We start from the raw sequence: 13,630 nt of genomic DNA on the forward strand, positions 1-13,630 counted from the left end.
AAAAGCCTCAGGGAATGCCGCCTCCCTGAAAAAAGGCGACACCCGAAAACCTTTGCTATTTATCCCCACCCTTGAGCGGCGACATGAGGAAACAGAAGGGTACGACAAGCATGCACCCGATGCCAAGGATCATGAAGACCTCATTATAGGCAAGGATGGCCACCTGCCGCTGGAATTCCTTGTACAACCGTCCCATGGCCACGTTATTCACCACCCCCTGCGCATAACCGCGCGCGACCGCGACCGCACGGCTGTGGGCCAGGTATTCGTTGAATGGCTGGTGATACGGCGTCATCCAGTGGACCATCTGGTTCTGGTGCGCCTGCCGCAGTTCGGTCACCAGTGCCGTGGCCCCCGAAATACTGAGTGACCCCAGCACGTTACGCGCCATGCTGAACAGGGCGGATCCGTCGGCGTTCAGTTCACGTGGCAGGGTGGCATAGGTAATGGTGGAAATCGGCACGAACAGGAAGGCCATGGTGCCGGTCTGGCTCATGCGGAACAGGACCAGATGCCGGAAATCCAGATCGGGCACCAGTTGCGCCGACCACAGCATGGACACCCCCATCAGGAAAAAACCGAATGCGATGATGTAGCGCAGCTGGATGTATTTCATCCCGATGCCCACCAGCGGGATCAGCACGATCACCACCATGCCGCCAGGCGACAGGATCAGGCCGGACAGGGTGGCGGTATAGCCCATGATCTGCTGTGAAAACTGCGGCACGATAATGGCCGAGGAATAGAGCAGCGCCCCCACCGCACCCATAAGCCCCGTGCCCACCGCGAAATTGCGGTCCTTGAACACCCGCAGGTCCACAGCCGGGTTCTTCGCCCGCAACAGCCAGACAACCGCCCCCCCGATGCCAAGGAAGGCAAGGATGGCCATGACGACGATCATGCGCGAACCGAACCAGTCCTCGTCCTCGCCCCGGTCAACCGCCACTTCCAGACAGCCGAAGCCAATGGTGATCAGCCCGATGCCCACGAAATCCAGCGGCGCCTTCTGCTTGCGCGCCCATGGCGGGTCCTCGACCATGATCGACACCGCGATCGTGGCCAGAATGCCCACCGGCACATTGATGAAGAATACCCACCGCCATGAATAGTTATCGGTAATCCACCCGCCCAGTGACGGGCCAAGCACCGGGGCGACCACGGTGGCGATGGCGGTCAGGCCGAACGCGGCGGCCCGTTTGTCGGGCGGGAAGGTATCAAGGATGATCGACTGCTGGTTGGGCTGCAGGCCGCCACCAAAGAAACCCTGCATCAGCCGGAACATGATCAGTTCGGGCAGGCTGGTGGAAATGCCGCACAGGAAGGACGACAGCGAAAACATGGAAATGCAGATCAGGAAATAATGCCTGCGCCCGAACAGCTTGCCCAGCCAGCCCGAGATCGTCAGCACGATGCCGTTGGCCACAAGGTAGGATGTCAGCGTCCATGTCGCGTCATCATACGTGGATGACAGGTTGCCCGCGATATGCGGCAGCGCCACGTTGACGATGGTGGTATCGAGAATTTCCATGAAGGCGGCCACCGTCACGACCACGGCGATCAGCCATGGATTGTGTTTCGGTTTCCAGTTCGTGCCATCCGCCGCCCCGGTGGACGCTGCCTGCGCGCTCATTCCGTGTGGACCGTCGGTTCAACCGACAGGCCGATCGACAGCGGCAGGTCCTGTCGCAACCCTTCGTCAATCAGGATCTTGACCGGTACGCGCTGCACGATCTTCACATAGTTGCCCGTGGCGTTTTCCGGCGGGAAGGCGCTGAAGGTCGCACCCGTGCCCAGCTGCAGCGAATCAACATGCCCCTTCAGCTTCAGGAACGGATAGGCATCAATCGCGATGTCCACCTTCTGGCCCGGACGCATGTGGGTCAGCTGCGTTTCCTTGTAGTTGGCCACCACCCATATTTCAGGTTCGACAATGGACACCACGGTCTGGCCCGCCGTGACATAGGTGCCGCGTTCGATGTTGCGCTGGGAAATCCAGCCATCATGCGGGGCGCGGATCTGGGTCCATTCCACGTTCAGTTCCATCTCGCGCAGCCTGGCTTCCGCCTGCGCAAGCTGGGCCTGCTGTTCGGTCACGCGGGCTTCGGTGCTGGAAATATTGGGAATGACCGGCAGGGCGGTTTCAAGGTTGCCCTGTGCCTCAAGCACCTGCGCCTTGGCGGCATTCAGCGCCGCGGTGGCGTAGTCGATATTCTGCTGCGATGTCGCCTCACGCGTTACGCCATGCTGGCGGCGGTAATCGGTTTCCGCCTTGAATTCCTGCGCCTGCGCCTGCGCAAGCTGGCCCTGCGCCACCATCAGGTGACCGGGGAAGTTCTTTTTCGCGACTTCGGACAGCAGGCTGTAATTGCGCACCTGCGCACGCGCGATATCCACGGCCGCCGCCGCCTGGTCACGCTGGGCGCGCCAGTTGCGATCATCAATGCGGGCAATGACGTCACCCTGATGGACAAACTGGTTGTCGTTCACCAGCAGTTCGGTCACGTAGCCGGACACATGCGGGGCGACCGCCACCGCGCGACCGGCGGTAAAGGCGTCATCCGTTTCGACTTCATTGCGGTGCAGGAACCAGTAAAGCCCGCCCAGGACAAGCAGCGCCACCAGGCCACCGATCAGGATCACCTTGCGCCGGGGGGATGCTTCCTTGGCCTTTTCCTGCTCGTGCCCAGTGTCCTGTGCGGTCTGTCCGTCTTCAGCTGCCTTGCCTTCGTCCGCGGCCATCTGCTTCCCTCATCATCACTTTTATTGCAGCCCCTGATCCTGTCATCCACGCATTGACCGAACGGGTCGGTCAATCCATTGCACGAAGCTTGCAACACTTCAACCGCCATCACCGGCCCGGGCGCACATTCAGCGCAGTTTACAGCGTAAAGGCCTGATTGCGTACCATGCGGGCATACAGCCCGTTTTCATCCATCAGTGCATCATGCGTGCCACATTCCACCGCGCGGCCCTGCGCCATGACCACGACCAGATCGGCTGAACGGACGGTGGACAGGCGGTGGGCCACCACGATGGTCGTGCGCCCGTGGCGCAGATGCGTCAGGGCGTTCTGTACAATGGCCTCGCTTTCGCTATCCAGCGCGCTTGTCGCCTCATCCAGCAACAGCACGCGCGGATTGCGCAGCAGGGCGCGCGCCAGCGCCACGCGCTGCCGCTGGCCACCCGACAGGCGCTGCCCGCCGGGACCAACCACCGTGTCATATCCCCGTGGCAGGGCCTGAATGAATTCATCCGCCGCCGCCGCCCGGGCCGCTGCACGCACCTGCCCGTCATCCGCCTGCGGGTTGCCCATGCGGATATTGTCCATGACCGACAGGTCAAACAGCAGCGTGTCCTGACTGACATAGGCGATCGCGTCACGCAGTTCCGACAGGATCAGGCGGCGCAGGTCCACGCCATCGAGCGTGATGCGCCCCCCCGATACGTCATGCAGGCGCGGGATCAGCGACAGCGCCGTGGACTTGCCTGCCCCCGACGGGCCGACAAGGGCCACGGTCAGGCCGGGACTTGCCACGAAATCCAGTCCCTCCAGCCCCATGCGCCCATCGGGATAACGGAACGTGACCCGTTCAAAGCGCAGGTCGCCCCCGCCGGGCGGCAGGTCGATCGCATCGGGCGCCTGCGCCACGGCCACGGGTTCGTCAATCACGTCAAACACGCGCTGCAGGCCGCCAAGACCTTCCTGCAGGGCGATATTAAGCGTGCCAAGCGCGCGCAGCGGCCGCGCGGCCAGCAGCAGGGCCGCGACAAACCCGGAAAAATCACCCAGCGTGGCCCCGCCCTGCGTCGCGCGCCACCCGGCAAAGCCCAGCACGGCCGCAACCGCGATCCCGCCCAGTATCTCCAGCATCGGGTCCACGCGCGCACGCCCCCGGGCAATGCGCAGCAGCCCCGCATGCAGTCCGTCCAGTACATGCCCCGCCCGGCGTTCTTCCGCATCTTCCAGTCGATAGACGCGGATGGTGCGCGACTGGCTGAAACTTTCGGTCAGCATCGCGCTCGTCTCGCCCACCTGTTCATGCACGCCACCGGACTCGCGGCGCAGGCGCTTGCCCAGCCTGCGCACCGGCATGGCCGCGATGGGATACAGCACGGCGGCAATCAGGCTGAGTTCCCAGTCCATGTACAGCATGGAGGCAATCAGCCCCACCACCGTCACGGCGTCACCCAGCGCATTGGTGGCACGGATCATCGCCTCACGAATCGCCACGGCGTCGGTGGTGAAGCGGGCGGCGATCTGGGCCGGGGCCTCGGTTTCAATGCGCGATATATCGGCATGGACCAGATGGTGGAACATGCGCTGCTGCAGGCCACGGATCACCAGCAGCACCAGCGACTGCACCGCGATCGACTGCCCGTACTGCGATATGGCCTTCGCCACCGTGATCACCACCACCAGCAGCGGCACCTGATACAGGATACGCGGATCATGGTCGGCAAACATGTCCAGCGCACGCTGGATCACCAGAGGATACAGCGCACTGAATATGGCCATGAGCGCCGTCAGCACCATGACGGTCAGTATGCGCAGCTTGTGACAGGCCAGTTCATCATGCCACAGCCGTCGCATCAGGCTGCGTGACGACACCGTTTGCGTGGGTGCGGCCTGCCTGTCGGGCATGGGCGTTTGAATCGCGTTCATTAACCGGCCTATAGCCGCATGGCCGCCCAAAACAAAGGCCCGCGACACATGGTTACAAATTATGTCTCGGCAGGGGGACCGTCACGCAATACCCCATCCATGCGCGCCACACAGGCCGCATGGCCTGCCGTGCAGCCATTTTCCAGCCACCATCGCCGCACCTGCGCCAGTACCCGGCCCACCATTGCGCCCGATGCGCGCCCGGTCGCCATGACATCGCGGCCCGCCAGCGGGAAGACCGGCTTTTCCATTGCTTCCAGCCCGGCCCGCAGGGCATCCCACGTGGCCGCCCGCTGCCCCGCCATGTCGGCCTGGCGCAGCCATGTACGCCATGACAGGTCGCGCAACGCATGATCGGCCAGCATGGGCGCAAGCACGTCCGCCCCCATGCCGGGCAGCGGCACGGGTTCGCCGCGCGTCTGCGCCAGCGCCGTGGTATCGGCGCGCGACAGCTTCAGCCGCCGCGCCACCTCGCGCACATCCCCCGACACCAGGGCGGCAAGGCGCAGCACGGCATCCGCCGGCGCGCCACAGGCCAGCAGGCGGCCAAGGCGGTTGATGTCGTAGCCTTCGGGCAGGACATGGCCCAGCACAACGGCATCATGCATCTGGGCCAGCGTGCGCGCCACATGCGGCCCGACAAGGATACGGCGCAGTTCCGACCACACCCGTTCGACCGACAGCCGGTCGATCATGCCCGACAGGGCGGCAATGGCGGCAATCGCTTCCTGTTCGGGCGCATCCCCGCCGTAACGGGCCTGGAAACGGAAAAAACGCAGGATGCGCAGCGCATCTTCCGTAATGCGCAGCCGCGCATCCCCCACGAAGCGGATCCGTCCCACCGCCAGGTCTGCCCGCCCGTTGAAATAATCATGCACCACGCCCGCGCTGTCGCACGACATGGCGTTTATGGTGAAATCGCGCCGGGCCGCGTCCTCGCGCCAGTCACGGGTCCAGGCCACGGTGGCGTGGCGGCCATCGGTTTCCTCATCCCGGCGCAGGGTGGTGATCTCGAATGGACGCCCCTCCAGCACGGCGGTGACGGTGCCATGCGACAGGCCCGTGGGCACCACGCGCATCCCCGCCTGTTTCAGCCGTGCCATCACCACATCGGGCGCAAGCGGGGTGGCAAGGTCGATATCCGACACCCCGCGCCCGCACAGCAGGTCACGCACCGCACCCCCCACCAGTCGCGCATCGGGCAGGATGGACCATATCCGCGCAAGCTGCCCCGACACGTCCGGCATGTCCCGGCGCAGGCCGTCAAGCGGGTTGATCCCGGTCATGGTCAGGTTTCGTCCGGCAGGGTCGACAGCGGGAAAAACACATGCTGGCTCCACACCCCCAGGCAGGGCACGCCACGGCAGTTTCCTTCCACCGCCAGCGCGGCCAGTTCGTAATAGACCGGGCGCGCGATCCGTGCCTCGATCGGCAGCGCGCCATCCCCGTCACGCACATGCAGGTAGGGCACCGGCCCCGTGCCGCAGCCTTCGCACGGCACGTCCCACGCACAGCGAATCGGGTGATCCGGCCCCGCGCAGATCACCTGGTCCACATTGGTGCGAAACGACAGCACCTGCCCCCGCCCGCAGCCATGCCATTCCAGGTGGTTTGCGACGAAGGGCGCGTCCTCCACCTCGATCGTGCCCTGCTCGACCTGGGTCTGCAGGCGGTAGCCCCCCTGCGCGTCACGCCGCAGGGTGGATGCAAACAGGCAGACCATCGGCTTGCGACGGATGGGGGAGCCACGGTACAGCCATGTCCCGTCACGCCTGATCAGGAACGGCAGCGCGCCGCATGTGCCCGCCCGCCCCGTGGAAAGGGAGGGCATGGTCTCACCTGTCTCGAAATCGTCCATCAATTGCGTTAACCCGACACTATGGAAGCTGCTGGACTTGATATAGGGATCAACACCGGGTTGATGAAACCCCCGGACCTGTCAGACTGTTGGAATGATGACCATGGATGATACCCCTCCCCTCCATGCGGCGCCGCAGGCGGGCATGACATCTCCCTCCGCCCCCACGGGCGAGCAGATTGCAGCCCAGGCCGAAAGCATGGGCGTGCGCCTGCGTGACGCACGTGCGGAAATCGGCCGCGTCATACTGGGGCAGGACCGCGTGATCGACCTTGTGCTGACATCCATCCTGTCGGGGGGGCATGCGCTGCTGGTGGGCGCGCCGGGGCTGGGCAAGACGCTGCTGGTCACAACGCTGGGTCACGTGCTGGGCATGGATGCGCGGCGCGTGCAGTTCACGCCCGACCTCATGCCATCCGACATCCTGGGCAGCGAGATACTGGACGAGGACGAAAGCGGCCGCCGCAGCTTCCGCTTCGTGGCGGGGCCGGTCTTCTGCCAGTTGCTGATGGCCGATGAAATCAACCGCGCCAGCCCCCGCACCCAGTCCGCCCTGCTGCAGGCCATGCAGGAACACGAGGTCGCGATCGCCGGTACCAACCACCTGCTGCCCCGTCCCTTTCACGTTCTTGCCACCCAGAACCCGATCGAGCAGGAAGGCACCTACCCCCTGCCCGAGGCGCAGCTTGACCGCTTCCTCATGCAGGTGACGCTGGACTTTCCCGATGCCGGGGCGGAACGCGCCATGCTGCTGGCCACGACCGGCACCACCACGGCCACGGCTCGGCCCGTGCTGGCGGCCAGCGACGTGCTGGCGGCACAGGAACTGGTGCGCGCGCTGCCGGTGGGTGAACAGGTGGTCGATGCGATCGTGCGGCTTGTCCGCGCGGCCCGGCCGGAAACGACCGATGACCCGACCATACGCGAAGCCGTGGCGTGGGGCCCCGGCCCGCGTGCGGCGCAGGCGCTGATGCTGGCCACCCGCGCGCGCGCGCTGCTTGATGGCCGCCTGTCCCCCACCATCGAGGACGTGGCGGCGCTTGCCCACCCCATCCTTGCCCACCGCATGGCGCTGTCCTTTACCGCGCGGGCGGAAAATGTACGCCTGGGCACGCTGATCGACACGCTGGTCGGACGGATCGGCTGACATTGCGCGCGGCCCTGTCCTTTCTCACGCGCCTGTCCGGGCGGACCCCACGGGACGCCGCCCGGACGCCCGCCCCATCGGGCCATGGCGGGGATGATGCCGGCTTCCTGCCCCGCCACCCGGTTTCAGCCACGGCGCTGGCTGATTCGCTCGCCAGTCGCCTGCCATCCCTGATCGTGGCGGCGCGCCGGATCGCGCAGAATGCGGGTGCTGGTCCCCACCCACGGCGCAAGGCCGGCACGGGCGAGGAATTCTGGCAGTACCGCCCCGCCATGTCGGGCGAGGCCGCGACCCATATCGACTGGCGGCAGTCGGCACGCGGTGACCGGGCGTTCGTACGCGAGCACGAAGCCCAGACCCCGCATACCATATGTATCTGGTGCGATAACAGCGCATCCATGCGCTGGCGGTCCGATGACAGCCTGCCGCTGAAGGCCGAACGTGCCTTTCTGCTGGCGCTGGCCTGCGCCGCCATGCTGCTGCGACAGGGGGAGGACATCCGCCTGCTGGGGCCGACCGGGGCGCCCCCGCTGCGCCTGCGCGGGCGGCAGGCGCTGGAACGCATGGCCCACGCGCTGATCGCCGCCCTGCGCGCCACGGCGGACGAACCCGCCCTGCCGCAGGCCGCCGCCATTCCCGCGCGCAGCCGGGTGCTGCTGTTTGGCGACGGGCTGTATCCCGCGACGCAACTGGCGGCCTTCCTGCGCGCGGCGACTGCACGGCAGGCGACCTGCACGCTGATCGAAGTGATCGACCCGGCGGAAACCGCCTTTCCGTATGAAGGGCATACCCGCTTTACCGGGCTGGAGGATGACACGACCGTGCTGCTTAATGGCAGCGCAGCCCTGCGCCATGACTACGCCGCGATATGGGCCCGCCATCAGGACCGGCTGCGCACCCTGTGCCAGGCGGCGGGCAGCCCGCCGGTGCCACACCTGACGGACCAGCCACCGGAAAAAGCCCTGCTGGCGCTGCACGCCCTGCCGGGCATGGGGAACAGGCCATGATGCTCCTTGCGCCATGGATGCTGCTGGGGCTGCTGGCGCTGCCCGTCGTGTGGTGGCTGCTGCACGCCCTGCCGCCCGCGCCACGCGTACAGTCCTTTCCGCCCATGGCCCTGCTGCGCGCGCTCAACGCCCCGCCGCCGGATGCGACCTCCGCCCCGCTGTGGCGACTGCTGCTACGCTGTGCCGCCGTGGGGCTGCTGGTGCTGGGACTGGCGCAGCCGATCTTTCCACGCGGGCAGGCGGGATCCGCTGATGCCGACTGCCTGATCGTGGTGGATAATGGCTGGGCCGCCGCGGGCACCTGGCCCCAGCGCATCCATGCGCTGGATGGCCTGCTGGATCACCTGTCGCGCACCGGGCATGGCGCGCGCCTGCTGCTGACCGCACGCAATGACGCGCTGGACCCGATGACGGTCCAGCCCACGCAGCAGGCACAGGTGCTGCGTGGCATGATCGACCCGCTCCTGCCCCGCGCATGGTCAGTGGACCGCGCCGCGGCCACACATGCGCTGGGGCAGCTGATGCAGCAGAACTGGCATGGGCCGGTCATCTACGTTGCAGACGGGCTGGCCACACCGGCGGATGCCGCGTTTGGTGCGGCACTGGGCAAAATCGGGCCGGTGCGGGAAATGTACCTGCCCGGTTCGGACATTACGCTGCTTGCGCCGCCGGACGGTGGTGAAAATGGCCTGGCCACCCGCCTGCGCGCCGTGCCGCGCCCGCATGCGCGCACATGGCAGCTACGGCTTGAAACCACCACCGGGGGTACGCTGGCCCTTGTCCCCGCGACCCTGCCCGCGGGCAGCGACCATGTGGACATCACGCCCGACCTGCCGGCCGAACTGCGGAACAAGGTCGATCACCTGTCGCTGGATGGCGTGAACGGGCCCGGCGGCCTCCGCCTGCTGGATGAACGTGAACGCCAGCGCCCCGTGGGGCTGATTTCCAGCACATCATCCGACACGCCGCTGATGGGCAGCCTGTTCTACCTGCGCCGCGCGCTGCAGCCCACCGCCGAACTGCGCGAAGGGGATCTGGACACGCTGCTGGCCCGCCCGCTTTCGGTCATCATAGCACCCGACGGCACGCTGGGCAGTCCCGACAGCCGCAGGAAGGTGGAAGCATGGGTGCGCGGTGGCGGTACCCTGATCCGTTTTGCAGGCCCCCTGCTGGTCAAGGGCAGCGACAGCCCCGCCCCCGACCCGAAACCCGCCGATACGCTGCTGCCCGTCCCCCTGATGGGGGGCGAGCGAGTGCTGGGCGGCACCATGTCATGGAGCAGGCCCGAACACCTTGCCCCCTTCCCCGCGTCCTCCCCGTTCCATGACCTTGACATCCCGGGCGACGTCACGGTGTCGCGGCAGGTCCTGGCCCAACCCTCCACCGATCTGGACAGCCATAGCTGGGCGCGGCTGACCGATGGTACGCCGCTGGTGACCCATGCCGCCCTCGGGGCGGGGCAGGTCGTGCTGTTCCATGTCACCAGCACGGCGGAATGGTCCAACCTGCCGCTGTCGGGGCTGTTCGTGGGCATGCTGCAGCACCTGATTGACGAGGCATCGGGGATCGAAACGCCAGCAGGCGCCACCCTGCTGGCCCCATACATGACGCTGGATGGCGATGGCGCGCTGGTGACGCCGCCCGCGGGGGCGCAGGCGCTGCGGGCCGATGCCTTTGGCCACACGGTCCCCACACCGGAACACCCGCCGGGGCTGTATGGCCCGCGCAACAGCCGCCGTGCGCTCAACCCCGGTGATGGCCCGGCCCCGCTTGTGGCGCAGAACACCATCGGCACGGCGTCTGACCTGCGTGGTCAGGTGCCTGATCTGGCCATCGGACCGCTGCTCATGGTCCTGGCCGCCCTGCTGCTGGTCGCGGATGGCGCGATAAGCGTGCTGCAGCGCGGGCGGAAATGGGCCCGCCGCGCGACGGTCGCCGCGCTGGCGCTGGCCTGCATGCCGCACGGCCACGCGCATGCGGCGGACATTCCCGCCGACGTGCCGCGCGCGGCGCTGGAAACCCGGCTGGCCTACATCATCACCGGGCATGCGGATGTCGATGACGTCTCGAAGGAAGGGCTGCAGGGGCTGTCGGATTACGTCAATGCCCGGACCTCCGCCGTGCTGGGCCACCCTGACGGCGTGGTGCCGGAACGCGACGACCTGTCTTACTATCCGCTCATCTACTGGCCGGTGACGGCGGATGCCACAACCACGCCCGCCCGCACGGCGGCGCTGAATACCTACATGCGTCATGGCGGCATCCTGATGATCGACACGCAGGGACAGGATCCCGCCACGGCAGGCGACGGTACGGGCAGCTATACCGGTTCCGCCCCCGGCACGGCGGCGGCCCTGCGGCGCATGACGGCGGGGCTGGATATCCCGCCCCTTGCACGGATGGATAACCACCATGTGCTGTCGCGCACGTTCTACCTGCTGCACGATTTTCCCGGCCGGTATGACGGCATGCCGGTATGGGTGGCGCAGGAAGGCGACAGCACCAATGACGGCGTCAGTCCCGTCATCATCGGCAGCAATGACTGGGCGCACGCATGGGCGGTGGATGACAGTGGCAATACCCCGTATGCCCCCGTGCCCGACGGTGCGGAGCAGCGCGTGCTGGCCTACCGTTTCGGGGTCAATGCGGTGATCTATGCGCTGACGGGCAATTACAAGGCGGATCAGGTCCATGTGCCTGCCCTGCTGAAACGGCTGGGGGAATGATGGGCATGCCCGACCTGTCACGCCACATGATGGCATTCAGCCCGCAGGTGCCGCTGTGGTGCATCTACATGTTGCTGGCCGCCGTGACCGTCATGGCGGTTGCGGGTCTGGCGCGCCGGGTGCGCGGCAGCGTGTGGCGGCTTCTGGCTGGCCTGGGCGTGATCGCGTGGCTGTGTGACCCGCAGCGCATTACCGAAACATGGCATCCGTTGCCTGAAACCGCGCTGATCGTGGTGGACCAGTCGGCGTCCATGTCCGAACGCAACCGGGGCGACATGGCGCGCAACACCGCCGAACGCCTGCAGGCCGAAATGAACCGTGTGCCGGGGCTTGTCCCGCGCATTGTCACGCTGCGCGAGGCCCGGCATGGCGGCACGCGGCTGTTTGGTGCGTTAAGGCAGGCGGCGGCGGATATCCCGCCTTCCCGCCTTGCGGGTGCAGTGCTGGTGACCGATGGCGAGGACCATGACATCCCCGCCAGCGTGCCCGACATGCTCAACCCCGATGACGGACACGGCCACCGCACGCTGCTGCCGCTGCATGTGCTGCTGACCGGCAGGGGAGAGGAAACGGACCGCCACCTGCGCGTGCTGCAGGCCCCGCCATTCGCCATCGTGGGCAAGGATGTCACCATCCGTGTAGAAATCGATGATCAGGGCGCGCACCCGGTCCCGGACGCCACCACCCAGCTTACCCTGACACAGGGCGATGGCACGACCTTCTCGCGCCCCGTGCGGATCGGGCAGCCACAGGACATCACCCTGCCCGTCACCCATCCGGGCGAGATGCTGGTCGGCCTGTCGGCCCCGGAACTGCCCGGCGAGGTCTCGACGCGAAACAACCATGATGTCGTGCGCATAAACGGCGTGCGGGACCGGCTGCGCGTGCTGCTGGTGTCAGGCACGCCCAACCAGGGCGAACGGGTATGGCGGCGGCTGCTGAAGGCCGACCCGTCGGTTGACCTTGTCCACTTCACCATCCTGCGCCCGCCCGACCGTGATGACGGCACGCCGCTGTCGGACCTTGCGCTGATTGCCTTTCCGGTGAACGAACTGTTCCAGCAGAAGATCGACCAGTTCGACCTCATCATCCTCGACGGGTTTGAAAACCGGGGCATCCTGCCCGAAGCCTACCTGCGCAATATCGTCAACCACATTCGCGCGGGCGGCGGGCTGCTGCTGATCGGGGGACCGGAATTCCTGACCCCCGGATCGCTGCAGGACACGCCGCTGTCGGATATCCTGCCCGCCCACGTGGCATCCGGCGATGGCATGACCGTGCGCCGCTTCCGGCCTGACCTTACGGAAACCGGCATGCGCCATCCCGTCACCTCTGGCCTGCCGGGGGCGCCTGACAGGGCGGGCGCGCAACCGGGATGGGGGCCGTGGTATCGCGGGCTGCGCACGGATTCCGCCAATGGCGAGGTCTTGATGACCGGCCCGGACCAGCAGCCCCTGCTGGTGCTTGACCATGCAGGCAAGGGGCGCGTCGCCTTCCTGCTGTCGGATCAGGCATGGCTGTGGTCGCATGGCGAAGGCGGCGGCGGACCGCAGTCGGAACTGCTGCGGCGGATTTCACACTGGCTGATGAAGGAGCCAGAGCTGGAGGAAAACCAGCTTGAAGCCGCAATATCGGCAGGGCAGATGACCATCACGCGGCGTTCGGTCACCGCCGGGCCACCGCCGGTTGTGCACGTGATCGCCCCCGATGGCGCCACGCAGGACATCACGCTGGAACCCGCGGGCAATACCGGCCTTGCCCGCGCCCGCCTGCCCGCGCGACAGGAAGGGATATGGACGGTGCGCGATGACGCGGGCCATGAAGCCTTTGCCGCCCCGCGCATGGAAGACCCGGTTGAATTTGCCGACCTGCGGGCAACGGCGTCCCTGCTGGCGCCCATGGCGGCGGCAACCGGCGGGGGCGTGCACTGGCTGGGTGATGATCCGCAGGCCCCGTCCCTGCCGCGGGTGGTCATGGAAAACGGACGTGTCAGTTCGACAGCCGACCGGTTTGCCTTTCCCGCGCGCAACGCCCACAGCGTATCGGGACAGCAGGCCGCGTCCATGCTGCCTGCCTGGGCGGTGGGGCTGTTCGTGCTGGTCATGCTGCTGCTGGCATGGTGGCGGGAAAGCCGTTCCTGACAGAAAGATGATTAGGCATCGCATCCGCCGCAATTTTGCGGTAATCAGCAGAACTGTCGGGTGGCATGCGGCCGTTTCGCATGCCTGG

General features: G+C 66.6%; 9 protein-coding genes. 4 read left to right on the forward strand and 5 right to left on the reverse strand.

The window, feature by feature from the left end; genetic code table 11:
- Window positions 1–55: 55 nt before the first annotated feature.
- From S101446_RS07355 to S101446_RS07375, 5 genes are all read right to left on the reverse strand, one after another.
- Window positions 56–1,630 (reverse strand): DHA2 family efflux MFS transporter permease subunit, encoded by a 1,575-nt coding sequence (locus S101446_RS07355; RefSeq protein ID WP_019090414.1) that lies wholly within the window; start codon window positions 1,628–1,630, stop codon window positions 56–58.
- Window positions 1,627–2,739 carry an HlyD family secretion protein gene (locus S101446_RS07360; protein ID WP_010506644.1) on the reverse strand — a complete coding sequence of 371 codons (1,113 nt, stop codon included), beginning with the start codon at window positions 2,737–2,739 and terminating at the stop codon, window positions 1,627–1,629. Before S101446_RS07360 ends, S101446_RS07355 begins: the two co-directional genes overlap by 4 nt.
- Before the next feature lie 139 nt (window positions 2,740–2,878).
- Window positions 2,879–4,642 carry an ABC transporter ATP-binding protein gene (locus S101446_RS07365; protein ID WP_019084533.1) on the reverse strand — a complete coding sequence of 588 codons (1,764 nt, stop codon included), beginning with the start codon at window positions 4,640–4,642 and terminating at the stop codon, window positions 2,879–2,881.
- Window positions 4,643–4,722: 80 nt separating this feature from the next.
- Window positions 4,723–5,949 (reverse strand): CCA tRNA nucleotidyltransferase, encoded by a 1,227-nt coding sequence (locus S101446_RS07370; protein WP_087608017.1) that lies wholly within the window; start codon window positions 5,947–5,949, stop codon window positions 4,723–4,725.
- 2 nt (window positions 5,950–5,951) lie between these two features.
- Window positions 5,952–6,521 carry a DUF1285 domain-containing protein gene (locus tag S101446_RS07375; protein ID WP_087608018.1) on the reverse strand — a complete coding sequence of 190 codons (570 nt, stop codon included), beginning with the start codon at window positions 6,519–6,521 and terminating at the stop codon, window positions 5,952–5,954.
- Window positions 6,522–6,615: 94 nt separating this feature from the next.
- Here S101446_RS07375 and S101446_RS07380 point away from each other — a divergent pair, with 94 nt between their 5' ends.
- Genes S101446_RS07380 through S101446_RS07395 form a run of 4 tightly spaced genes read left to right on the forward strand, consistent with a single transcriptional unit; the run spans window position 6,616 to window position 13,542 of the window.
- Window positions 6,616–7,668, forward strand: a complete 1,053-nt coding sequence (locus S101446_RS07380; protein WP_010506651.1) for an AAA family ATPase — start codon at window positions 6,616–6,618, stop codon at window positions 7,666–7,668.
- A 2-nt stretch (window positions 7,669–7,670) separates the two neighbouring features.
- Window positions 7,671–8,675, forward strand: a complete 1,005-nt coding sequence (locus tag S101446_RS07385) for a DUF58 domain-containing protein (RefSeq protein WP_019084535.1) — start codon at window positions 7,671–7,673, stop codon at window positions 8,673–8,675.
- Window positions 8,672–11,401 carry a DUF4159 domain-containing protein gene (locus S101446_RS07390; RefSeq protein ID WP_087608019.1) on the forward strand — a complete coding sequence of 910 codons (2,730 nt, stop codon included), beginning with the start codon at window positions 8,672–8,674 and terminating at the stop codon, window positions 11,399–11,401. Before S101446_RS07385 ends, S101446_RS07390 begins: the two co-directional genes overlap by 4 nt.
- A complete protein-coding gene (locus S101446_RS07395; RefSeq protein WP_087608020.1) occupies window positions 11,398–13,542 on the forward strand; it encodes a VWA domain-containing protein in 2,145 nt (714 codons plus the stop codon). The genes S101446_RS07390 and S101446_RS07395 overlap by 4 nt, the downstream gene beginning before the upstream one ends.
- The last annotated feature ends 88 nt before the right edge of the window (window positions 13,543–13,630 follow it).

The sequence above is a fragment of the Komagataeibacter europaeus genome, from assembly GCF_002173515.1.
Taxonomy (GTDB): Bacteria; Pseudomonadota; Alphaproteobacteria; order Acetobacterales; family Acetobacteraceae; genus Komagataeibacter; species Komagataeibacter europaeus.